The organism is Bradyrhizobium sp. SZCCHNR1053 (genome assembly GCF_032381235.1).
Taxonomy (GTDB): domain Bacteria; phylum Pseudomonadota; class Alphaproteobacteria; order Rhizobiales; family Xanthobacteraceae; genus Bradyrhizobium.
On sequence record NZ_JAUHJM010000002.1, the window covers coordinates 834,303 to 857,812 of the forward strand.

21 protein-coding genes are annotated in these 23,510 nt (G+C 66.1%); 5 read left to right on the top strand and 16 right to left on the bottom strand.

From position 1 onward, the window contains the following. Positions 1–8 precede the first annotated feature (8 nt). Together QX051_RS08710 and QX051_RS08715 are read right to left on the bottom strand one after the other, a co-directional pair. Positions 9–1,370, bottom strand: coding sequence for a UDP-N-acetylglucosamine-peptide N-acetylglucosaminyltransferase (locus QX051_RS08710; protein ID WP_315775778.1), 1,362 nt, complete (start codon positions 1,368–1,370; stop codon positions 9–11). A 153-nt stretch (positions 1,371–1,523) separates the two neighbouring features. Continuing rightward, positions 1,524–1,787: a hypothetical protein gene (locus QX051_RS08715; RefSeq protein WP_315775779.1), complete on the bottom strand. Its 264-nt coding sequence runs from the start codon at positions 1,785–1,787 to the stop codon at positions 1,524–1,526. Positions 1,788–2,118: 331 nt separating this feature from the next. Here QX051_RS08715 and QX051_RS08720 point away from each other — a divergent pair, with 331 nt between their 5' ends. Beyond that, positions 2,119–2,940, top strand: a complete 822-nt coding sequence (locus tag QX051_RS08720) for a porin family protein (RefSeq protein ID WP_315773282.1) — start codon at positions 2,119–2,121, stop codon at positions 2,938–2,940. Between the two features lie 80 nt (positions 2,941–3,020). Here QX051_RS08720 and QX051_RS08725 read toward each other — a convergent pair whose 3' ends face one another. The 9 genes from QX051_RS08725 to QX051_RS08765 form a co-directional block, all read right to left on the bottom strand. After that, positions 3,021–4,145 (bottom strand): ABC transporter permease, encoded by a 1,125-nt coding sequence (locus QX051_RS08725; protein WP_315773284.1) that lies wholly within the window; start codon positions 4,143–4,145, stop codon positions 3,021–3,023. Positions 4,146–4,148: 3 nt separating this feature from the next. Continuing rightward, entirely contained in the window at positions 4,149–6,908 is a 2,760-nt protein-coding gene (gene rbbA / locus QX051_RS08730) for a ribosome-associated ATPase/putative transporter RbbA (RefSeq protein WP_315773286.1), read from the bottom strand. Next, positions 6,905–8,005 (bottom strand): HlyD family secretion protein, encoded by a 1,101-nt coding sequence (locus tag QX051_RS08735; protein WP_315773287.1) that lies wholly within the window; start codon positions 8,003–8,005, stop codon positions 6,905–6,907. Before QX051_RS08735 ends, rbbA begins: the two co-directional genes overlap by 4 nt. A 156-nt stretch (positions 8,006–8,161) precedes the next feature. Then, positions 8,162–10,105, bottom strand: a complete 1,944-nt coding sequence (locus QX051_RS08740; RefSeq protein ID WP_315775780.1) for a tetratricopeptide repeat protein — start codon at positions 10,103–10,105, stop codon at positions 8,162–8,164. A 69-nt stretch (positions 10,106–10,174) separates the two neighbouring features. Then, positions 10,175–10,918, bottom strand: coding sequence for a di-trans,poly-cis-decaprenylcistransferase (locus QX051_RS08745; RefSeq protein WP_315775781.1), 744 nt, complete (start codon positions 10,916–10,918; stop codon positions 10,175–10,177). Positions 10,919–10,954: 36 nt separating this feature from the next. After that, positions 10,955–11,335, bottom strand: coding sequence for a transcriptional regulator (locus tag QX051_RS08750; protein ID WP_315735483.1), 381 nt, complete (start codon positions 11,333–11,335; stop codon positions 10,955–10,957). After that, positions 11,322–11,939, bottom strand: a complete 618-nt coding sequence (locus QX051_RS08755) for a hypothetical protein (protein ID WP_315735485.1) — start codon at positions 11,937–11,939, stop codon at positions 11,322–11,324. The genes QX051_RS08750 and QX051_RS08755 overlap by 14 nt, the downstream gene beginning before the upstream one ends. A 141-nt stretch (positions 11,940–12,080) precedes the next feature. After that, positions 12,081–12,374 (bottom strand): DUF3551 domain-containing protein, encoded by a 294-nt coding sequence (locus QX051_RS08760; protein ID WP_315735488.1) that lies wholly within the window; start codon positions 12,372–12,374, stop codon positions 12,081–12,083. A 204-nt stretch (positions 12,375–12,578) separates the two neighbouring features. Continuing rightward, positions 12,579–13,553, bottom strand: a complete 975-nt coding sequence (locus tag QX051_RS08765) for a tripartite tricarboxylate transporter substrate binding protein (RefSeq protein WP_315773292.1) — start codon at positions 13,551–13,553, stop codon at positions 12,579–12,581. Positions 13,554–13,665: 112 nt separating this feature from the next. Between QX051_RS08765 and QX051_RS08770 the strand changes: the two genes are divergently transcribed. Further along, positions 13,666–14,076: a VOC family protein gene (locus QX051_RS08770; protein WP_315775782.1), complete on the top strand. Its 411-nt coding sequence runs from the start codon at positions 13,666–13,668 to the stop codon at positions 14,074–14,076. Positions 14,077–14,094: 18 nt separating this feature from the next. On the opposite strand, the gene QX051_RS08775 is transcribed toward QX051_RS08770, so the two are convergent. Together QX051_RS08775 and QX051_RS08780 are read right to left on the bottom strand one after the other, a co-directional pair. After that, positions 14,095–15,423, bottom strand: coding sequence for a DUF2330 domain-containing protein (locus QX051_RS08775; RefSeq protein WP_315773295.1), 1,329 nt, complete (start codon positions 15,421–15,423; stop codon positions 14,095–14,097). Beyond that, entirely contained in the window at positions 15,420–16,244 is an 825-nt protein-coding gene (locus tag QX051_RS08780; protein WP_315775783.1) for an RnfABCDGE type electron transport complex subunit D, read from the bottom strand. Before QX051_RS08780 ends, QX051_RS08775 begins: the two co-directional genes overlap by 4 nt. A 155-nt stretch (positions 16,245–16,399) precedes the next feature. On the opposite strand from QX051_RS08780, the gene QX051_RS08785 reads away from it, so the two are divergent. Next, positions 16,400–17,974: an AMP-binding protein gene (locus tag QX051_RS08785; RefSeq protein WP_315775784.1), complete on the top strand. Its 1,575-nt coding sequence runs from the start codon at positions 16,400–16,402 to the stop codon at positions 17,972–17,974. Positions 17,975–17,996: 22 nt separating this feature from the next. Here QX051_RS08785 and QX051_RS08790 read toward each other — a convergent pair whose 3' ends face one another. The 3 genes from QX051_RS08790 to QX051_RS08800 form a co-directional block, all read right to left on the bottom strand. Continuing rightward, the gene (locus QX051_RS08790; RefSeq protein WP_315735500.1) at positions 17,997–19,106 is read right to left on the bottom strand and encodes an HD-GYP domain-containing protein; all 1,110 of its coding nucleotides are present in this window, start codon (positions 19,104–19,106) and stop codon (positions 17,997–17,999) included. 218 nt (positions 19,107–19,324) lie between these two features. Beyond that, positions 19,325–21,607 (bottom strand): xanthine dehydrogenase family protein molybdopterin-binding subunit, encoded by a 2,283-nt coding sequence (locus QX051_RS08795; protein ID WP_315775785.1) that lies wholly within the window; start codon positions 21,605–21,607, stop codon positions 19,325–19,327. Continuing rightward, positions 21,604–22,092 carry a (2Fe-2S)-binding protein gene (locus QX051_RS08800; RefSeq protein WP_315735504.1) on the bottom strand — a complete coding sequence of 163 codons (489 nt, stop codon included), beginning with the start codon at positions 22,090–22,092 and terminating at the stop codon, positions 21,604–21,606. Before QX051_RS08800 ends, QX051_RS08795 begins: the two co-directional genes overlap by 4 nt. A gap of 299 nt (positions 22,093–22,391) precedes the next feature. Here QX051_RS08800 and QX051_RS08805 point away from each other — a divergent pair, with 299 nt between their 5' ends. After that, positions 22,392–22,706 (top strand): hypothetical protein, encoded by a 315-nt coding sequence (locus tag QX051_RS08805; protein ID WP_409998078.1) that lies wholly within the window; start codon positions 22,392–22,394, stop codon positions 22,704–22,706. Positions 22,707–22,738: 32 nt separating this feature from the next. After that, a complete protein-coding gene (locus QX051_RS08810) occupies positions 22,739–23,410 on the top strand; it encodes a dienelactone hydrolase family protein (protein ID WP_315735508.1) in 672 nt (223 codons plus the stop codon). The last annotated feature ends 100 nt before the right edge of the window (positions 23,411–23,510 follow it).

Below are 23,510 nucleotides of genomic sequence, written 5' to 3' on the forward strand. Positions count from 1 at the left end.
GTCCCTGCTCAAGACTTCGACGCCCAGATCGGCCCTGGCGCGCCGCCGCTGCGGCGGCGGTGCCACATCTGGTCGTAGAGATCCTGCAGCGACCGGGCATAGGCGGCAGCGTCGAACAGCGGCGCGGCCAGCCGGTTGCGCCAGAGCCTGGCCTTGGCCGCCTGCAGCAGATCCGGCTCGGCGGCGAGCGTCAGCGCCACCGCCAGATAGTCGGCCTCGTCCGATGCAATGAGCTCGGGACATCCGACCGCATGTAACAGGCTGCCGGCGACCCGCGAGGCAAACGTGTGCCCGGCGCAGCTCACGATCGGCACGCCAGCCCACAGCGCGTCGCTCGCCGTGGTGTGGGCGCCATAGGGCGCGGTGTCGAGCACGAGATCGGCGAGCTGGAGTCGGCGCAGATGCTCGCCTTGCGTCGCTTCCGGCGCGAACACCAGGCGACCGGGCGCCACGCCGCGCCGAAGCGCCTCGCCGCGCAGATTGCCCTCGGCCCGATCGGACGCCAGCAGCCACAGCACGCTGTCCGGCGTCGCGTCGAGCAGGCGGCACCACAGGTCGAACACCGCGGGCGTGAACTTGTAGGCCTGGTTGAAGCAGCAGAACACGATGCCGGCGTCCGGCAGGCCGACCTCCGCACGGGTCGGCGCCGGGCCCAGTGCTGCCCGGCCGTGCGGCTGGTACGAATGCGGCATGTAGGCAAAACTCTCCGAATAGTCGGCCGCAACGGCCAGCGGTGTCATGAACGGATCGGTGATCATGTAGTCGCAGATGCCGCCGCCCAGCGTCCCGGGATAGCCGAGGAAATTCACTTGGACCGGCGCCGGATGCAGCATCAGGATTCCGGTCCGGGCACCGCGCGTATAGCCCTTGAGGTCGACCAGAATATCGATCTGCGCGGCATGCACCGCGGCTGCGGCGGCGCTGTCGCTCAGCGCGGTCACGTCATGGAAGCCGTCGAAGACGGCGTGCAGCCGGCCCCGCATGGCGCCGCGATCGTCGGCGCCGAATGAGAAGGCGTGCAGCTCGCAGCGATCGCGGTCATGCGCCTCGAGCGCTTCGATCAGCAGATGCGCCGTGGCGTGGTCGTGGAAGTCGTTTGAAAGGTATCCGACACGAAGCTTGTCGCGGAATGTCAGATCGAAGCGAAAATCCAGCCGCGCCCGCTCGGCGCTGCTGGCGGCGATCCGGTCGCGGGTCCACAACTCGGAGCAAAGGCGATGCTCGCCGGCGCTCATGCCGGGCACCGAGAGCAGCAGGAATGGCGGAATCTGCCCCGATCGCGCCTGCGCCAGCGACAGCCGGACATCGGTCGACGACCGGGCGAAATCATCCCAGGCACACATGCCGCGGTCGCGCCCGAGCGATCTCATTCAGGTCCATCCATGGCGGAGGCTGAAATCAGACCCAGCAAGTCCTGCGCCAGACCCCGGTCGGCAGATGAAATGGAGACGCGCTGTGACAACTCCCTCGCTGTAGCTCGGGCGCCGATCGCGCCGCGGGAATGACGCGCTGTGTCCGAAGAACTACGCGGCCGCCATCTGCCGGTGCGACGGCCGATAGGAGGCCCCGTGATGGCTCATATTGTAGTTGATGTTCGCCGGCGGTTGCGACGGCGCCTGGCGAGCGACGAAATAATCCTCGAGCTCGGCGACCGCACGGCTTTCCCATTCGGCGGCCTGCATCAGCAGCGAGTCGCGCTGATGCGGGCGAAATGCCGCGGTCTGGCGGTACAAGGAGGCGATGGTCCGATAGCGCCTTACGTTCTCGAGAACCGCTTCCCCGTTCATGATGCACTCCCCTCTCCGTCCTCCAGGACGCGCCGAAGGTGCACGTGCGCGCTTTGCGAAATCGTTAGCGGGCGGGACAGCGTGTCCGGATGGTTGGCGAATCGTTGCCTAACGCACTGCGGCGGATTGTCCGGTTCGTGGAAAGAGGTCGGTATCAGTTGACCGCCCATCCGGATTTACAATGACTTAAGGTTAAGACCATACGCGCAGAAAGTGACGCCGTCACAGACACCTACGATCACGAGTGTTGTAGTTGGACTACAGCCTAACAGGCCAAATTGTGAGAAAAGCTTGTCTCAATGTTGCACATTTTAATTGAGGATTGTGACCGATGAAGACCCTTGCCTCAGCCGTCTCTTTGCTCCTCGCCAGCTCGCTCGGCGCATTCGCCGCGGATCTGCCGGCCCGCTACACCAAGGCTCCTCCCCCGGCCGTGATCTACAATTGGACCGGCTTCTACTTCGGCGGCAGCGTAGGCTACGGCTGGGGCCGGTCGAACTTGAACACGACGCTGGACCAGACCAGCAGCTGGGCGGTCGAAGGCGCCGCCTTCCAGAATCAGTTCGTCAACATCAGCAACAACCGGCTCAATCCAGCCGGCGTGCTCGGCGGTCTGCAGGCCGGCTACAACTGGCAGAGCGGTGCCGGCGTCTTCGGCATCGAGGCCGACATCAACGGATCGGACCTCAACAAACGGACGGTCTACACGGCGGCCAACCCGCCCACGACCCGCACCTTCAACGAGAGCATCCGGAACGACTGGTTCATGACCCTGCGCGGCCGCGCCGGCTACGCGGTCGATACAACGCTGTTCTACGTCACCGGCGGTCTCGCCGTCGGCAACGTCAAGGGCAGCTGGGATCTGACTTCGGCGAACGGCTACACCAAGACCGCCTCGGCCAACGAGACGCGGGTCGGCTGGACGGTCGGCGCCGGTGTCGAGCATGCGTTTGCGCCGAACTGGACCGTCAAGGCTGAATATCTCTACACCGACCTCGGCAGCATCAACTACACTTCGGCCTACGTCCCGGGCAGCACCTTCGCCCCGCCCGGCTCGAACTACGTCGAGCGCCTGTCCCAGGACTTCTCATTCCACACGGTCCGGGTCGGCGTGAACTACAAGTTTGGTGGCCCGGTGGCCGCGCGCTACTGATCGCCGTCATCCATAGCGACGCCATTCAAGGAAAAGCCTCGGCCCAGTGCCGAGGCTTTTTTGTTGGGGTCTAGGGCGGGTCAGGCCGCCGCGATCGCCGCCCGGAAGCGCCGCAAGGTCAGCGCCAGGACCACGGCGCCGATGGCGGCGACCGCAGCGAATTGCGGCCACACCACATCGATGCCGGCGCCGCGATAGAGGATCGACTGGGCGAACGACACGAAATGCGTCGACGGCGACGCCTTCATGATCGTGGCGAGCCACACCGGCTGGCTTTCCACTGGCGTCATCCCGCCCGACAACAGGTTCATCGGCACGGCGACGAGGATATAGAGCAGGCCCAGCTGGGGCATCGATCGCGCGATGGTGCCGAGAAACAACCCGACGGCGGTCGCGAAGAACAGATAGAGCACGGTGCCCACCATGAACAGCGGGATCGAGCCCATGATGGGCACGTGCAGGTACCACCGCACGACGGCATAGAGCGCGATGGCGACGGCGACCGCGATCACCAGCGCGTTGGCCCAGATCTTCGACATCGCGATCTCGAATGGCGACAGCGGCATGACCAGCAGATGATCCATGGTGCCATGCTCGCGCTCGCGCACCAGCGCCGCGCCGGCCAGGATGATCGCAAGCATGGTGACACTGTTGATGATGCCCATCACGCCTTCGAACCAGGCGGTCGTGACATTGGGATTGAACGCGATCCGCGTCACCAGATTGACCGGGGAGGGCGAGGATGTCTCGGATCGGGCCACGAACCAGGCGACCTCGGTGTTGATGATCTGCAGCGCATAGCCGGATCCGATTCCCGCCTGGATCATCGCGGTCGCATCGACGTTCAGCTGCACCGACGGCCTCCGCCCGGCAAGGACGTCGCGCTGGAAGTTCGGCGGGATGTCGAGCACGAACGTGAAGCGGCCGCTGTTCATGAGCCGCTCCACCTCGCCCTGGCTGATGTAGACAGGCGGCTGGAAGTAAGGCAGCTGGAATACGCTGGCGATCCGACGCGACAGCTCGGAGCTGTCCTCATCGACGACGGCGATCGAGGCGCGATGCAGCTCCTGCGAGCTGCTCTGCGCCTGGCTGATCACCGCCACCGTGAACGAATAGATCACGAGCCCGATCAGCACGACGTCGCCGAACAGGCTGCGCAGCTCCTTGGTTCCGAGCCAGAACACGTTGGAGAGCGAGTGCATCATGGCTCACGCCTCCTGCTTCGGCAGCATCGCCAGGCTGAACCCCGTCAGGACGGGAATGAAGATCAAAAGGATCAGGATGTCGGCGCCGACATCGGCAAAGCCCAGCCCCTTGGTGAAGGTGCCGACCGCGATCGGGCGGTAGTACGTCATCGGGAAAACCATGCCGATCAGCTTGGCCACACCGGACAGCGACGACACCGGGACCAGCATGCCCGAGAACTGCGTGGCGGGCAGCACGGTGAGGATGGCGGTCCCGAACAGAGCCGCAATCTGGGTGCGGCAGAAGGTCGAGATCAGCATGCCGAAGCCGGTGGTGGTGACGACATAGACGAACGTACCGACCATCAGCGGCAGAAGGGCCCCCTTGAGGGGCACGCGGAACAGGACCGTCGCCATCACATACATCAGCACGAAGTTCACCAGCGCGACGGCGATGTAAGGCAGCTGCTTGCCGAGCAGGAATTCGAGCCGCGTCACCGGCGTGACATAGAGGTTGGTGATCGACCCCAGCTCCTTTTCGCGCACGACCGCGAGCGCCATCAGGATGGCCGGAAACAGCGCGAGCAGCAGCGCGATCGTGCTTGGGGCCATCGCGTAGATGCTGTCGAAGGATTGGTTGTACTTGAACCTGATCTCGACATTGACCGACGAGGCCGGCAACGGCTGCGTCGTCTTGACGGCGGGATCGGAGAGATAGAGCTGATGCGTACCCTCGAGATATCCGCGAATGGTTTCGGCGCGGAACGGCATCGCGCCGTCGATCCAGGCCGACACGAAGGCCGGCCGGCCGCGCTTGATGTCGACACCGAAGTTCGGCGGGATTTCGATCGAGGCCTTGATGTCGCCGCTCTTCATCCGCCGTTCGAGCTCGGCATAGTCCGCGAGCGGTGGCCTTTCGACGAAATAGCGCGAGCCTCTGAGCTCCGACAGATAGGCACGGCTCTCCGGCGACTGATCGCGATCGAGCGCGGCGAAGGTCAGGTTGTTGACGTCCGTGGAGATGCCGAAGCCGATCACGATCATCAGGAACGCCGTTCCGAACAGCGCGAACATCAGCCGGATCGGGTCCCGGATCAGCTCGAGACCTTCGCGGATCGTATAGGCGAGCAGCCGCCGCAGACTGAAGGCGGCCTGCCCCCGGTCGTCCTGCGGCCGATCGACGGGACGCGGATCGGGCTTCGCCTGGGTCAGCGTGACCGGCGGATCGGCGACGCCGGCATCCTGCTCGAGGAAGGCGATGAACGCCTGCTCCAGCGTCTGCACGCCCTTGGCGCGGATCAGCCCGTCCGGCGTATCGGTCGCCAGCACCCGCCCCTCATGCATCAGCGACAGCCGGTCGCAGCGCGCCGCCTCGTTCATGAAATGCGTGGAGACGAAGATCGTCATCTCATCCTGACGCGAAAGTTCGATCAGCAGGCGCCAGAACTGATTGCGCGCGACCGGATCGACGCCCGACGTCGGCTCGTCCAGGATCAGCAGATCGGGTCCGTGGACGATCGCCACCGCGAGCGACAGGCGCTGGCGGATGCCGAGCGGAAGATCGGCCGCGAGGCTGTCGATATGGTCGGTGAGGTCGCAGCGCTCGACCAGTTCGGCAATCCGCTTCCCGGCAGCGGCCAGCGGCAGATGGAACAGCCGCGCATGCAGCACCAGGTTCTGCCGCACCGTGAGCTCGCCATAGAGCGAGAAGGCCTGTGACATGTAGCCGACGCGGCTGCGCGATTCATGATTGCCGGCCTCCATGGAGCGGCCGAAGATCAGCGCCTCGCCTTCGGTGGGCGGCAGCAGCCCCGTCAGCATCTTCATCGTCGTGGTCTTGCCGCAGCCGTTCGAGCCGACGAAGCCGAAGATCTCGCCCTTGCGGATCTGGAAATTCACGCGGTCGACCGCGGTGAAATCGCCGAAGCGGCAGGTCAGGTCGCGCGCGACGATCACGGTCTCTTGGCTGCCGTCGAGCTCGGACTTCGCCGGCATCTCGGCCCGGTCGCGCGCCGGGCGGTCGGGCAGCAGCGCGACGAACGCGTCCTCGATCGACGCCGCCTTGGTCTGCGCCTTGAGCTCCGCTGGCGTGCCGGTCGCGAGGATGCGCCCGTCGTTCATCGCGATCAGCCAGTCGAAACGCTCGGCCTCCTCCATATAGGCGGTCGCGACGATGACGCTCATGCCCGCCGTGCTGCGCGCGCGCAGGCGGTCGATCAGGTCCCAGAATTGCCGGCGCGACAGCGGATCGACGCCGGTGGTCGGCTCGTCAAGGATGAGAAGATCGGGATCATGGATCAGCGAGCAGCACAGGCCGAGCTTCTGCTTCATGCCGCCGGACAGCTTTTTCGCCGGCCGGTCGGCGAAATCGGACAGCGCCGTCGCTTCCATCAGCTCGGCGATGCGCCACTCGCGCTCGGACCTCGACTGGCCGAACAGCCGGGCAAAGAACGCGATGTTCTCGCGCACGCTGAGATCGGGATAGAGATTCTTGCCGAGGCCCTGCGGCATGTAGGCGATCCGCGGACACACCTGGGTGCGGGCGCGCCGGTCCGCCATGTCGACGCCGAGCACGCGCGCTTGGCCGTCCTGGATCGCGCGCGCGCCGGCCAGGATCGACAGCAGCGACGACTTGCCGACGCCATCGGGACCGATGAGCCCGACAACGCGGCCGGTGGGAATATCGATCGAGACATCGTCGAGCGCGACGACGTCTCGATAGCGCTGCGAGACGTTCCTGACGATCGCGACCGGAGGCGCATCGCCGATCGTGTCAGCCGTCATGGCGACACGTGCAGACGCGCCGGCCATGCGACGTCCGGATTCCACCGGACATACGCCACGCCCGGCAACCCGCTCCTCACGGCATCGGCGTGCGCGGCCAATCTATCCTGATCGACGCGCACACGGATGCGAAACATCAGCTTGTCGCGCTCGCTCCGGGTCTCGACCGTCTTCGGCGTGAACTGCGCCTGGCTCGCCACGAACGACACTTTCGCCGGGATCGGACGATCCGGATAGGCGTCGAGCACGATGCGCGCCTCGGTGCCGATCTTGACCTTGCCGACCTCCTCGGTCGGCAGGAACACGTCCATGTAGACATAACCGATGTCGAGCATGGTGAAGATCTTGCCTCCGACGGCGAGGACTTCGCCGACATTGGCGAGACGATATTGAATGCGGCCGGGCTTCGGCGCGATCAGGGAGTTGTCGGCGATCTGGACGGTGTAGAGCGCGACGTCGTGACGAACCGCTTCGAGCCCGCGTTCGGCTTCGAAAATTCGCGCCTGCGCGCCGGCGAGGCCGGCGGTGGCATTGTCGAGCGCCTGCTGACGCTGATCGGCCAGCTCGCGTGTGGTCCAGCCGTTCTGCAGCAGGCTGCGCGTGCGCTCCATCTCCTGCTCGGCGAGCGTCTTGTGCGCCTGCAATTGCGCGAGATTGGCGCGGGCCTGATCGACGACGTGCTGCGCCTGCTCGGCCTGGGCCTGCGCCTTCGACAGCGACTGCTGCAGCTCCTTCGTGTCCATCCGCGCCACGATCTGCCCGGCCTCGACGCGATCACCGATATCGGCGCGCAGCTCGGCGACGCGCCCGGCAAATTTGGTCGCGATGTCGATCTGGTCAGCCTCGATGCGACCGTTGCTGACGCTGATGCCGAGCGGCAGCGGCGGATGCAGCCGCTGCCACCAGACATAACCGCCACCGCCGGCGACTCCGCCGGCGAGCACGAGCAGCAGAAGCGGCCACAACGCCCACCTGCGCCGCGGCTGATGGGACACGGGAACAGGCACCGCCGACGCGGGAACGACAGCGCCGGGCTCAGCACGCACGTCCTGAACGGGCCGGATGTCGCTGACGAGCTCGGATTCCTGCTGATTCATTCCAAAAACGCCTTCGTCGCTGAAGCAGGCGTTCCGTTTGCCATACGCACGCAGAAATCCGTTGACGCAGCTCAATCGCCATCAGGCGGCACGCGCCGGCGGCTCAGCCAGCCAATCACATTTCAGTTATGGCGTTGGTTGATGCTCAAGCGTTCATCAGGGGCTGAACGTCGCGAGCTGTGCGGCGAGCGCCTCGCGAACGCGCGGGACGACGTCGGCATAGTCACGTCGCGCATCCTGGCGGAACAGCCGCACGCTCGGATACCACGGACTGTCGTCACGGCCGAGCAGCCAGCGATAGTCCGGCGTGAAGGGCAGCATGATCCAGGTCGGCTTGCCCAGCGCGCCGGCCAGATGCGCCACGCTGGTATCGACGGTGATGACGAGGTCGAGATTATCGATCAGCGCCGCGGTATCGACGAAGTCACCGATGTCGGCGGTGAGATCGAGAATATCGTCGCGCGCGGCGAGCGCGGCCTTGTCGGACGGCCGAGGCTCCTTCTGCAGACTGACGAACCGCGCGCCGATCTCGAACAGCGGCGCGAGCGTCGGCAACGGCATCGAACGGTTGTGATCGTTGAGATGCGCGGGGTTGCCCGACCAGACCAGGCCCACCCGCAAGCGGTCATGCGGACCGAGTCGCTGTTCCCAGATCGCCCGGCGCGCCTCGGGAGGGCGCGGCAGATAGCACGGCGCGGCAGGGATCGTGTCGAGCCGAGTGTCAAACGCGAGCGGCAGGCTCGACAGCGGACAGTGATAGTCAATGGCAGGCAGCGCATCGATGCCGCGGGCAAGACACTGCGCCACGCCGTCCAGGCCGGACAGAAGCGGCTGCAGCGGCGCGTCGACCTCGAGCACGACGCGCGCGCCCCGCGCGGCCACCAGGGTGGCGTAGCGCGAAAACTGGATCGTGTCGCCGAGCCCCTCGTCGCTATGGAGCAGGATCGTCTTGCCGGCGAGGGGCGCGTCGGCAAGCCACAGCGGCGCCTCGAAGCTGCGCTCGACAAACCCGACGGCACGGCATTTGCGTCCCCATTCCCGCGCCGCCCAGCCACGGGCGAAGTCGCCGGTCAACAGCCGGAACAGCGCCGCGTTCCAATGCGCATCGGCCAGATCAGGCCGCAGCGCGACGGCGCGATCGAAGCTTTCGAACGCCTCTGCGAAGCGATGCAGCTCGGCCAGCGACGTGCCGCGATGATTGTGGAAATCCGCGGTCTGCGGCCGCAGCGCGATCGCCTTGTCGAACATGGCGACGGCGTCATCATGACGGCCGAGGTTCTGCAGGATGCATCCATAGCCATTGGCGAAGTCGGGATTGTCAGGCGCCAGCACCTGCGCGCGATGGCCGAGAGTCTCGGCTTCCTGGTAGCGGCGCAGCCGCCGCAGCGCGATGCCCTTCAGGTACAGCACGCCCGCCTGATCCGGCATCACCGCCAGCGACTGCCCGAAGCGCGAGATGGCCTGCTCGTAGTGGCCAGCATCGAAATGAAGCGCTCCGGCCTTGTTGGCCGCCTCGACATGATCTGGCTTGAGCTGTGCCACCTGATCGAAGGCCAGCGCCGCCTCGTCACGCCGGCCCTGGGCTTCGAGCACCTCGCCGAGACGAAACCACGTCGCGGCACGATCGGGCGCGAGCTGCAGCAGCCGATCGCAGGCCAGCGCCGCCTCGGCGTGCCGCTCCCTCAGTTGCAGCAGTTCGCCAAGCGCATCCCAGCTCTCCACCGCATCCGGCTGCAGCTGCAGCGCGCGATCATAGGCCTTGATCGCTTCATCGACGCGGCCGGAGTCCCGCAGCGCCTGCGCCAAGCCGACGAAGGACTCCGCTGCGGAAACGTCCTGCCGAACGGCGCGGGCAAACCACTCGATCGCATCATCGGCGCGCTTGAGCGCCAGGCAGACCCGGCCCATCGCACGCAGCGCGTCGAGCGAGGCCGCGTCCAGCGTCAGCGCGCGGCGGCACGCATCCTCGGCCTGCGCGAGCTGGCCGGCGCGCAGCAGCCGCAGGGCGGCGGCACACAGCGCATCAGGCGTATCGCTGTGGCCCATCGATCCGGATTTGACCGGGGGCTTGCCGGCGGGCCGGCGCGGCTTGTGCTTCATCAGGGGATCTCTGCGCTCGTGCTGCAAGCGGTAGATGATTCCCCGATGCGCGGAAAGATTGCGTGGGCGTCAGGAGACCGGTGCCGGCGCCAGCGGCACCGCCTCGAGGCCGCCGAAGCGACGCTCGCGGCCGCGGAACGAGGCGAGCGCCTGCGCCAGATCTGCGGCATCGAAATCGGGCCACATCCGCTGGGTGAAATGCAGCTCGGCATAGGCGCCTTCCCAGAGCAGGAAATCGGACAGGCGCTGCTCGCCGGAGGTGCGGATGATCAGGTCGACGTCGCGCAAGCCGGCTTCGCCCGTCACGAGGTCGGAGAACGCCGCACGCGTCAGGCCGTCGATCTCGCGGGCCTTCGCTGCGGCCTCGAGGATCGCGTCGCGCGCCGAGTAGTCGACGGCGATGCGCAGGTGCAGGGTGCTGCCATTGCGGGTTGCCGCTTCGGCCCGGCCGATGGCGTCGGCGATGCCGCCGGGCAGCCGGTCGCGGCGGCCGATCACGGAGAGGCGGACGCCGTTGCGCACCAGCGACTCCACCTCGCTGGCGAGATAGACCCGCAACAGCGCCATCAAGGCGGCGACCTCGGCACGCGGGCGTCGCCAATTGTCGCTGGAGAACGCATACAGCGTCAGCGTCCCGATGCCCTGGTCGGGCGCGGCTTCGACGACGCGACGGATCGCGTCGACGCCCGCCTCGTGCCCGCGCAGCCGCGACAAGCCCTTGCGCGTCGCCCAGCGGCCGTTGCCGTCCATGATGATGCCGACATGCAGGCCATCCGACACAGCAGGCGATTTCGGTTGCAGACTACTTTGCATTGCAAAGCTCCAGGTCAAAAAAATGCGATGCGCGATTCAGACGCGGCCGGGGATCAGGCCGACCGACGATGGCGTATGCTCCTTGCCGGCAGCGGCCGCGGCGTCGCGGACGAGGCGCTCGAGCACGGCGAGATAATCGAGGAAGCGGCGGCGTCCCGCCTTGGTCAGCCGACAAGTGGTGTGAGGGCGATTGCCCTCATAGCCCTTGGTGACCTCGACGAGGCCGGCCTCCTGCAGCACCTGCAGGTGCCGCGACAGATTGCCGTCGGTCAGCCCGCAGAGCTGCTTGAGGTCGGCAAAAGCGAGACCCTTGGGGTGCGCCATCAGCGAGGTGAGCAGGCCGAGCCGGGCCTTCTCGTGGATGACGCGATCGAGGCCGTCATAGGAGAACGGCGCGCTGCCGTCAGTCTTCGACATCGGACTCTCCGGTCGCAAAATACAGAATGCCCGCCATCAGCCCCTGTCCGATCGCGAACGGAAGCCCCATCGTCCATGGCGACAGCGCATGCGTGGCGCTGCCCACCAGCAGCACCGCGAAGCCGGCCAGAAAATAGAACGCGCCGGCCAGCGCCACCGTGCGCGGCAGCGAGCGCACCGACGCGAACACGCCGAGCGACATCAGGATCTGCCACAGACCCGGCAGCATCCACAGCGCCTCCGGCGCGAACTTCCACAAGAGCACCGCGAGCAGCACGCCAGCGATGCCCGCCGGCAGGAACTGCTCGACCGCCTGGTGGATCATCGCGTCCGCAAGGCCGGAATGATGCCGGCGCGACCGCGCCCGCATCTCGAACCAGATCATCGTCAGCGAGACACAGGCTGCCGCCGCCCATCCGAGCAGGAACGTCCACGCGTCCGCCGTCGGGTCGCGCAGAAACAGCTGCTGAAGCAGTGCCGTGACCAGCGCAACGGCCGAGGTCGCGGCCATCGTCGCCGGCCCGTAGCCGCGAAATGCCGTGCCCGCCGCAAGCTGGCTGCGGATCGCAATGATGTCCGCCAGCGCCTTGTCGAGGTCGCGCATGTCTCACCTGAAGCCGGGACCGGCTCGTTCAACTTTGCAATACAAAGTATATACGAACGCAAAGTCGATGCAAGCCCGCGCGAACCCGGAGCGCGCCTGCGTCAGCCGATCGGCCGCGCGTGCCGAGTTCGGTCGAGGGTGTCAGTAATACGAATAGCGGTGCACGCGGCGCGGCGGCGGCATGTCGACATAGACCGAGGGGCCGCGGCGGGCAGGATCGAACGCGACGCGCGGATTGATGCCACAGCCTGCATTGCGCCCGGAGGCGCTCGCCCGGCACTGCTCGAAGGTGTGATAGGAGCAGTCGCCGGGATAGCCGACGCCCCGGCCTTGCACGCACCAGGGATAGTCGTAACCGCCTGCGGAGGCCGGCGCGATACCGCCACCAAGTGCAACGCCGACGAGGCCGGCTGCCATCATCATCACCTTGCGCATGATCTGTTCCTCTTCTGGCCGGAGGGTTGCACCACACCGGCATGGTCAAAAAACGACAAATCGGCGAAACGGATCACCAACCAAGGCAGTGACGTGTCGCATGCGCGGCACGCCGCCTTCAGCCCTCTCCTCCCGTCTGGCGGGCCGGCGCCGCATCGAGAACATGTTGCGGCGGCCGACCAGCGATTGCGTCGCTTCGTCGTCCTATTCGACCTTCAGGCCGGCGAACTCGACGACCTTCTTCCACTTCTCGGTCTCGGCGACGATCTGGGCGCCAAACTGCTCCGGCGACTGGATCAGCGGCTCGCCGCCGAGGTCGACCAGACGCGCCTTGATCTCTGGCTCGGCCAGGATGACGTTGACCTGCTTGTTGAGCTTCTCGATGATCTCCTTGGGCGTGTTCTTCGGCGCGCCGATGCCGAACAGCGCGCTCGCCTCGTAGCCGGGCACGGTCTCGGCGACGGCCTGGACGTCCGGCAATTGCGGCGAACGCTGCTGGGTGGTGACGCCGAGCGCCCGCAACGAGCCGGAGCGGATGTGCTGGATGATGGAGGGCATGTTGTCGAAGATGACCTGCACCTGGCCGCCGAGCATGTCGGTGATTGCGGGCGCCGCGCCGCGATAGGGCACGTGCTGCATCTTGGTGCCGGTCATCGCCATGAACATCTCGCCCGACAGATGCACCGAGGTGCCGTTGCCGGACGAGGCCATGTTCACCTTGCCGGGGTTCTCCTTCAGGTAAGCGATGAACTCGGCGACGTTCTTGGCCCCGATGTCCTTGTTGACGGTCATCACGTTGGGGACGCGGTTGAGCGAGGCCACCGGCGCGATATCGCGAACGAAATTGAACTTCAGGTTGGTGTAGAGGCTCGCATTGATGTAGTTGGCCGGATTGACCAGCAGCACGGTGTGGCCGTCGGCCGCCGCGTTCACGACGGCATCGGTGCCGATATTATTGCCGGCGCCCGGCTTGTTCTCGACGATGAACTGCTGACCGAGCGCCTCGGACAGCCGCTGGCCGATCAGCCGCGCCAGGATGTCGGTCGCGCCACCCGGAGGATAACCCACCACGAAGCGGACCGGACGGGTGGGATAGTCGGCCGCGGACGCTTTGCCAACGGCAGCGATGGACGGAACGGCGGAGGCGATCAGACCAAGCGCGGTACGACGTGAAATCATGCGTTTCCTCAGGCATTATCGTTGAGCGGCGGCTAACGAGCCGCCGGGATCGACTGTAACAGAGTGCCGCGATGGCGGCGAGATCGATATCCAATCAGGAGGGAAGAGCCCCATGCCGATCAAGGTCGATGCGCTCGATCATCTGGTCATCAATGTCGCCGACGTCGACCGCACGACGGCGTGGTACCAACAGGTGCTGGGCATGACGGTCCAGGTGTTCGATCCCGGACAAGGCAAGGTGAGGCGCACGTCGTTGCTGTTCGGGAACCAGAAGATCAACGTGCGACCGAAGGACGCGGACAAGGTCGACTGGTTCACGGCTGACCATGTAGCGGCCGGCAGCGACGACCTCTGTTTCCTCACCGCCAGCACCCCAGACGAGGTGGTGGCGCATCTCACGGCGCTCGGCATCGCTGTCGAGGAAGGTCCGGTCGCCAAGCAGGGCGCACGCGGCACCCTGCGCTCGGTATATTGCCGCGACCCCGACGGCAGCCTGATCGAGATCTCCTCGTATCAGGATTGAGCCGAGGCCGCCCTGAGGTCATTTCGTCACGGTCTCGCCGCTCTTGTCCATTTTCGCGACGATCTCGCTGCGCGACCATCCGGTCAGTTGCGCGAGATCCGTCGCCTGCGTGGCGAAACGTGCGGCGAGACTGTCCCGGTAGGTCTTCGCCGCGGCACAGGACGCCTCGCCGCGCCAGGGATGGTGCTGGACATAGCGGCCCTGGAAATTGCTGCGGTCCTTGGTCTCGGCGAAGACGATGTCCTCGGGGAAGGACTTCGCATCGTAGCGCACGTGCAGCCGGGTCACGAAGGCGTTGGCTCCGGCCGTGCCCCGGCGGAGGCTGAAGGCGGTGTCATCGTCGCTGCCGATCCAGCGCGCGCCGAGCTCGACCAGCTCCTTGTTGCTCATCGGATCGGCGGCGCAGGGATCGCACCACGCCATGTCCCAGGCATATTCGACGAACACCGCCTGCATGTTCTCGCGCGCGACGGCCCGCTCGAACAGCGCCTTGTAGAACGGCCCGAACTCGTCCTTCACATAGAGCGGGACATCGATATCGGATGGGATCTTCACCGTGCGATAATTGGCCGCCTCGATGCGGCCACTCCTGGTGAGTGCATAGATGATCAGGTCCTGCGGTCCCCTGGCGTTGACCGTGCCGAGCCGCAGCGGCACCATGAACTTGGGACTCTGGTACCGCACCTGCAACGGCCGCAGGGTGCCGTTGCCGATGTTCTTCATCCGCTCGACATTGACCTTGGCCACGAAGAACCGCATGCCCTGCCTGATATAGCTGCCGAGCACCGCGTCCGCGCCCTGCGGAATGCGATAATTGTTGTCGGTCAGCCAGCGCGTCAGCCCGTCGCTCTCCTGCGCCGACAGGATCAGCACGTCGTATTCGGCGATGTCGTAGCTGGCCTCGACGGTGACGCCATAGTTCCGCCGGGCCATCTCATAGACAGCGCCTGCCATCATCGGCGCCGCCGGCATCGCCCGCGCCGCAACGACGACCGGCGCACATGGATCGGCGTCATGATACTCGACCAGCCGCGGCGCGGTGTATTTGTCGAGATGGTCGATCGTCTTCGGCTCGACCACGCCGATCTGCTTGCGCTCGATGAAGGTCGGCACGGGGACGACCACCGCGAACTCCTTCACGTCGCCCTCGAAGTCGCTGGCCATCGTGATCGCAGTCTGCTCGCCATCGCGGGCGAGCACGACCTTCGATGACTGGTTGAACAGCTTCGCGTCGGCCTGGGCGACATAGAAGCCGCAAAACGCATTCGCCGGCGCCATCGCCGCGTTCGCCAGGATCGCGATGGCCGCGACGCCGGTGCGGAAGAGCTTGCTGTAACGCAGGATCATGTCGAACCTCCTTCGGGAACGGACGAACGCCAGGAAAAGCGGGTCTCGGGCACGAGCCGATCGAGCAGCAGCGTGAGCGGCGACAGCGCGATCAGCGACACGTAGAGCGCCGGCCGCATCTGCAGGACGAAGGTGAGGTAGTGCGCAGCGACCGCAACGCTCAGCGCGAACAGCAGCCGGCCGACGCGCGAGTCCGGCGAGGTGCGCGGGTCGGAGATCATGAAGAAAGTGAAGATCAGCAGCGAGCCGCTCTGCAGCTGATGCACGGGGATCGCCAGGGGATCGCCGAGCCAGGCGGCGCGCAGCAGCAGCAGTGCGGCATGGCTGGCGAAGAAATAGACTGCGATGTCGGCGCGCCGGGAGGCGCTGAGCACCAGGATCGCGAAGAAGCCGGCGAGGCTCGCGAACCAGATCTCCGTCCCCCATTGGCCGGGCGAGATCCATACGCCCTTGGAGCTGAACAGCAGCACCACGATCGCCAGCCCCGCCGGGTTGAAGACATGCTTGCCGTCGATGCGCAGCACGAATTTCGAGCCGATGGCGATCATTGCCGCCGCCGCATGCAGCCACAGCGCATCGGCGCGCAACAGCAGGCTGAGCGACAGGCCGGTGATCAATGGTGACTTGAGATCGAGCGGGGCGCCGGAGATGCGGCAGCAGGCCGCCTGCGTGAGCAGCGCCGCCGCGACCGCGATCACGCTCGCTGCGGGACGCGCGCCGAAATCGATCACGGCGAAATTGATCGCGAGCAACGTCGCCAATGCCGCGATCTGGAAATAGCGGGCATCGGGCAGCCGCCATGATCGTGGCTCGGCCTGCATGCAAACCTCCGGGCGTGTCTTGCCGCGCCATTGGTCGCCCGCGAACGGAGACGGGTTCAATCCCGATTTGATCGCAGCGACGCAAGGTGGCAGAAGATGACGACGAGAACGAAGCGGCCGGAGACAGGCCGTACTCAAGAACGACGGGAGCGAAGATGAAGGGAACGACGATGGCAGCGGGCACCGTGACGCCGTTCGACGGCATGGACGTGCCCTGGCTGTTGAAGCTGCGCAGCGAGACCCGGCGCGACCATCCGTTCCTGATCTCCGCGCCGTTCGATGCACCGGCGCGCCGCTGGACCTACGGCGCGTTTCACGAACGTGTCGGCGCCTTGGCGGCCGGTCTGGTCAAGCGCGGCGTCAAGCCTGGCGATGCCGTGCTGATCCATCTCGACAATTGCGTCGAGGCGATGCTTGCCTGGTTTGCCTGCGTCGAGCTGGGCGCGCTCGCCGTCACGACCAACACGCGCTCGGCGGCCGCCGAGATGAGCTATTTCGCCGGCCATTGCCGTGCGGTGGCCGCGATCACCCAGCCGGCCTATGCCGAGATGATCTCGGCGCATTGCCGCGGCATCCGCTGGCTTGCGGTCATCTCGCATGATCCGGGGCAGCTGGACACAGCAGCGGTCGGGGTGGGCGATCGCTTCGAGACGCTGTTTGCCGACAGCGCCGACCGGCCGCGGCGCGCGGTCGATCCGCTCGCGCCGTGCAGCGTGCAGTACACGTCGGGCACGACGTCTCGGCCGAAGGCGGTGCTGTGGACGCATGCCAACGCGCTATGGGGCGCCAAGGTCAACGCCGCTCATGAAGACCTGCATCAGGGCGACGTGCACCAGACCTATTTGCCGCTGTTCCACACCAACGCGCTGGCCTACTCGATGCTGGCAACGCTCTGGGTCGGCGCGACCTGCGTGATTCAGCCGCGCTTCTCGGCGAGCCGCTTCTGGAGCGTGGCGCTCGAGCATGGCTGCACCTGGACCTCGACCATCCCGTTCTGCATGAAGGCGCTGCTCGACCAGGAGGTGCCGAAGCATCACAAATTCCGGCTGTGGGGCACGGCGGTGTCCGAGCCGCCCGCCTTCGCCAAGTTCGGCATCAAGATCATCGGCTGGTGGGGCATGACCGAGACCATCACCCACGGCATCGTCGGCGAGGTCGACCAGCCGAACACGCCGATGTCGATCGGCCGCGCCGCGCCGGAATACACCATCCGCATCACCGACGATGACGGCCGGCCGACCGAGGTCGGCGCCACCGGCAATCTCGCCATCAAGGGCGTGCCCGGCCTGTCGCTGTTTGCGGAGTATCTCTACAATGAGGAGGCGACGCGGACGAGCTACGATGCCGACGGCTTCTTCCTCACCGGCGACCGCGTCACGCGGCTGGAAAACGGCTTCATCAAGTTCGGCGACCGCACCAAGGACATGCTCAAGGTCGGTGGCGAGAACGTCGCGGCGTCCGAGATCGAGCAGGTGATCATCACCGTGCCCGGCGTGCGCGAGACCGCCGTCGTCGCCAAGAAGCATCCGATGCTGGACGAGGTGCCGGTTGCGTTCGTCATCCCGCAGGTCGGGGTCGCGCGCGAGGAGCTAGCCGAGAAGGTGCTGGCCGCCTGCCGCGCCGGCCTCGCCGACTTCAAGGTGCCGCGCGAGGTGAAGCTGGTCGACGAGATGCCGCGCTCGACCCTGGAGAAGGTCGCAAAGGCCGAGCTGCGCAAGTTGCTGGATTGAACCGAGGTTACGACACGCGGTCCTAGTGCGCGCCCATCGCGACCGGGCGAAACGCCTGCAGCAGCTGCTGGTCGAGCTTCGGGCCCATGTTCTCCATGATCTGAAACGCGCGCGCATGCGTGAAGGCCGGTCGATAGGCGCGGTGCTCGATCAGCGCGGCGTAGATGTCGACGATCGTGGTGAGGCGCACGATGTCGCTGATCTGCTCGTTGTGCAGCGCGTCGGGATAGCCGGAGCCGTCGAGGAACTCGTGGTGATGCAGGATCACGTCGAGCATCTCCGGCGGGAAGCCGCCCTGCCGCCACAGCGCCTCGTAGCCGCGGCGCGGATGCTGGCGCAGCAGCGCGATCTCCTCCGCCGTCAGCTTGCCCTGCTTGTCGAGGACGGCGACCGGAATGAACGCCTTGCCGACGTCGTGCAGCAGCGCCGCGCGGACCAGCCGGCGCTGATCGTCGTCGCGCATGCCCAGATGAATCGAGAAGCCGACCGCGAGGCCGGTCACGAACAGGCAATGCCGATAGGTGTCGTTGTGATGGCAGCCGACCACGGTCATCCACTCGCGCAGCGAGGAGTGCTTGATCGCCTTCAGGATCTTGTTCTCGGCCGCGACGATGTCCTCCATCGTCAACTGGACGCCGGCGGGCAGCTTCTCGAAGATCTTGACCATGACGGCCTGCGCCGCCTCGACGCCGCGATTGAGCAGCTTGCCGCGATCGGTCTCGTCATAGCCGTCGTCGGCGGGAAGCGCCGAGCGGATGCGCTGCAGCACGTCGGCGGGGCTGAACGGACGCGCAATGGTGTCGGTGGCGCCCAGCGCCCATGCCTGCATGGTGGCATGGTGCAGCGCCTCGGCGAGCACGAACAGGCGGGGCACCTCGCTATAGGCGCGCGACGAGAGCTTCTTGCGCACCCGCTGCACGCTCTCCGGCGAGCGCAGGTTGATGTCGACGATGACGCCGGAGAAGCGGTTGCCGGGGTTCTCGGGGATCTCGGTGGTCGGCATCATGTCGACATCGCCGACCGAGCGCAGGATGCGCGCCAGCTCGCTGCTCTGGTCACCGCGATCCGACGCGAGCAGGAGATGGCGCCTGGTCGCGGTCTGGGTCACGGTCTGCTTGGCTGTCGCGCTCATACGTGCTCGCCCCCTGCGGTTTGCTGCCCATGCAAGTTACCGGCATACGGGTTCGTCGCGGCTTAAGCCGATCATTCAAGCTGTATCGTTTCAGGTGAGCGAGACGTTAAGGGAATCGTTCAAATCGTGCGGCGCGGGGATGTGACTGCGGCGCAAAAAGCAACCGCCGGAGACGGGCTCCGGCGGTTCCCAGATACAGCGATGGTCTCGCGACGACGCTACGCCTTCATCGCCGCCTTGACCGCTGCGGCGGTGATCGGCAGCGAGCGCAGCCGCGCGCCACAGGCGTTGTAGATGGCGTTGCCGAGCGCCGGCGCGACCACGGTCACCGCGGGCTCGCCGACGCCGGTCGCCTTCTCCCCATTGGCGATCACGGCGATCGCGACCTCCGGCACCTGGCTCATCCTCAGCGGCGTGTAGCTGTCGAAGTTGGTCTGCTCGATGCCGCCGTCCTTCAAGGTCGCCTTCTCGTACATCGCGAGCGACAAGCCCCACAGCGCCGCGCCCTCGACCTGGGCGCGGATGTTGTCGGGATGGACCTGCGTGCCGACGTCGGTCGCCACCGTGAGCTTCTTCACCGTGACCGCCCCCGAAGGGGCAACCGCGACATGGGCGACGCACGCCGTCCAGCTCGCGGTGGCGCGCTCCTGCGACGACACGCAGGACACGCCCATGCCTTCGCCCGGCGGCAGCTTCTTGGCGCCGTAGCCGGACAGGCCCATCGCCGCCAGCAGCGTGTTGCGCAGCCGCTGCGCGCCGCCGTCGTTCTTGCCCTTGCCGTCGAGCAGCGCGATGCGGAACTGCGCCGGGTCCTGCCCCGAGGCCACCGCGATCTCGTCGATCATGCTCTCGACCGCCCAGAACGTCCAACCCGGCGCCACCGAGCGCAATTGCCCGGACGGCGTCGCATTGTGGGCGAGCTCGTTCTTGATCGCGCGCACATGGTGGTTGGGCACCGTGTAGAAGAAGTCGGCGCCGTTGACCGTGAAGGAGTCGAGCGGCCCCTTCTTGTCGACCGAGGGCGACAGGAAGTCGGGGATGCCCCAGCGCGCCGTCGGCCACGCCGAGACGACGTCATGGCTCAGGGCGATGAGCTTGCCATTGCTGTCGAGGCCCGCCTTGACCTTCTGGTAGGTGAGCGGCCGCGAGTAGTCCATCGTCATGTCGTTTTCGCGAGAATAGATCACCTTGACCGGCTTGCCCACGGCCTTGGCCGCCTGCACCGCCGGCACCATCATGTCGGCATCGAGCCTGCGGCCGAAGCCGCCGCCGAGCCAGGCCTGGTGCATCACGACGAACTTCGGATCGATCCCGGCGGCACCTGCCGCGATCGCGCCGGAGCGGGTCGCGAACTGATTGCCGGAGTAGATGTGCAGGATGTCGCCCTTGAACTCGGCGGTCGCGTTCATCGGCTCCAGCGGAGCATGGATGTTGATGCTGGTGGTGTACTCCGCCTCCAGCACCTTGGCCGCGCCCGACAAAGCCGCCGTGGCATCGCCGTCCTTGACGAAGAACTGCCCGGCGTCATCCTGCGCCTGCAGCCGCATCGCCTCGGTGATGATGGTGTCGGTGCTGACATTGGCATACGGGCCCTTGTCGTAGCTGATCTTGAGCGCGTCCGCCGCCTTTCTGGCGTTGGCATAGGTATTGGCGACCGCGACCACCCAGCCCGAGGTCGAGCCGGTCTTGTCGTCGAGCGTCACTGCCTTGATGAAGCCCGGCACCTTCTTGGCTTCGGAGTCGTCGACCGCTGTGACAGTGGCGCCGAAGCGCACCGGCGGGGTGACGACCTTGCCGTAGACCATGCCCGGCAGCATCGTATCGATGCCATATTTCGCCGTGCCGTTGGTCTTGGAGGGGATGTCGAGCTGTGGCACCGAGACGCCGATCATCGTGTACTGATCGGGCGTCTTGAGAGTCAGCGCCTTCAATTCGTCCGGCGTGAAGCTCTTGGTGATCTTGCCGCTCTTGACGATCTCGGCATAGGTCATCTGCTTCTTGGTCTTCGGATGCATCACGACCGAGTCGCGCACGACGAGCTCCGTTGCCGGCACGCCCATCGCTGCTGCCGCTGCTTCCGTGAGCGCGATGCGGCCCGCGGCGCCCGCCCGGCTCATCGCGTCGAAGTTCATCATCGTGCTCCAGCTGCCGCCGGTGATCTGGGCGCCGAGCACGGGATCGTTGAACTTCGGATCGTTGGAGGCGAGTTGGACCCGCATGTCCTTCCAGGCGGCGCCGAGCTCCTCGCAGACGATCTGCGCCATGGTCGACGCAATGTGCTGGCCCATGTCGGCCTTGCCGCAGGTCACGGTCACGATGCCATCCGGCGCAATCGCGTACCACACGCTGGGCTCGAAGTTCGCAGGTGCCGCTGCTGCGAGCGCGTGATCAGGCAGCCCGGCATAGCCGAGCACGAGGCCGGTGGCGGCGGTGCCGACCAGGAAGGAGCGGCGGCTGAGATCGGTGGCCATCGTCGGCGATGCTTTCACATGCTGGTTCATGTCGCCCTCCGGTCGCTCGTGTTGGACGCGGTGCGCATCTCGGACGCGGCGCGCTGGATCGCCTTCTGGATCCGCGAATAGGTCATGCAGCGGCAGAGATTGCCGTCCATATGCGCGACGATCTCCTCCTTGGTCGGGCTCGTGGTCTTGGCGAGCAGCGAGGCCGCCTGCATGATCTGGCCGGACTGGCAGTAGCCGCATTGCGGCACCTGCTCGGCGATCCACGCCTTCTGCAACGGATGATCGCCCTTCTGCGACAGCCCCTCGATGGTGGTGATCTTCTTGTTCGCGACGTCGCCGACCATGGTCTGGCACGAGCGCACGGCCTCGCCGTTGACATGAACGGTGCAGGCTCCGCACAGCCCGGCGCCGCAGCCGAACTTGGTGCCGGTCATCTGCAACTGCTCGCGGATGACCCATAGCAGCGGCGTGTCATGCGCCGCGTCGACGGACATGGTCCGCCCGTTGATGGTGAGATTGGGCATTTGGTTTCTTCCCCGCCCGGCGTGCGACTTCGCTTAGGGCGAAGTTCGGTTTTATCGATTCGCTGGGACCCACCGGATAGATGCCAGCCATCATAAGAATGATCGCGTTGCCACGACGACGCAACGGGATTTGACCGCCGGCTTGCGAATTGAATTGGCATTTTACGTTGTGCAGCGCGAACGATGCTGGGCTGATGGCGCCGGGCACGCTAGGAAGAGGTGCAGCCAACGCCGACAGCGAAAGGAGATTTCAGCCCATGAGACCATCCGCACGTATGACGCTGTGCCTGGCTGCGGCCATGCTGCCGAGCCTGTCGGCCGTTCCCCCTGCCGCGGCAGGGCAGACGCTGGGCGTCGCCGACGCGCCTTTCACGGCGACGTCATCCAACGTCACGCCGCTTGCCTTCGGCATGGATGTCGGTGAGACATCGCGCGTGCTGGAGCAGCCGTTGATCTATCTGAACGGCACGCCCGGCAACGAGGCCTTTCTGGCACTGCGCAATCTCGGCGGCAGCGGACTGGTCTCGCACCATCACCGCCTCTACCTGAAGTTCCGCAGGGGACGGCTGACCGGCTGGAAAGAGGACTACGGCACCAACTGGATGTGGCGCTGACACGCGCCTGACGACCGCAAAGAGGACAGAACGTGGGACAAGACATCAAGCTGACGGCATCTGATGGCTTCCAGCTCGGCGCCTACCGCGCCGATCCGACCGGAACTGCAAAGGGCGCGCTGGTCGTCATCCAGGAGATCTTCGGTGTCAACCATCACATCCGCAACGTCTGCGACCGCCTCGCCGCCGAGGGTTACGTTGCGATCGCGCCGGCGATCTTCGACCGCGTCGAGCCCGGCTTCACCTCAGGCTATTCGCCCGACGAGATCGCGGTCGCGCGCAAGTTCGTCGCCAATCCGGATTGGGCGGCCTTTTTGCGCGACACCCAGGCCGCAATCGACGTCGTGAAGAATGTCGGGCCGGTCGGCATCATCGGCTTCTGCCTCGGCGGCAGCATCGCCTATGCGGCTGCGACCAAGCTGTCGGGCCTCCGCGCCGCCGTCGGCTATTATGGCGGCGCTGTCGCGCGGTTCGCCGACGACAAGCCGACGGTGCCGACTCAGCTGCATTTCGGCGAGAAGGACGCGGGCATTCCCTTAAGCGACGTCGAGACCATCAAGGCCAAGCGGCCGGACGTCGAGATCTTCATCTACCCCGGCGCCCAGCACGGCTTCGGCTGTGACGAGCGCGCCAGCTACGACCAGCCGAGCGCTGACCTCGCCTGGACGCGCAGCCTGGCGTTCTTTGCCCAGCATCTGCGCTGATCACCGCACCACCGTCATTGCGAGGAGCGAAGCGACGAAGCAATCCAGAGCGTCGCGTGCGACTCTGGATTGCTTCGCCTCGCTCGCAACGATGAAAGAA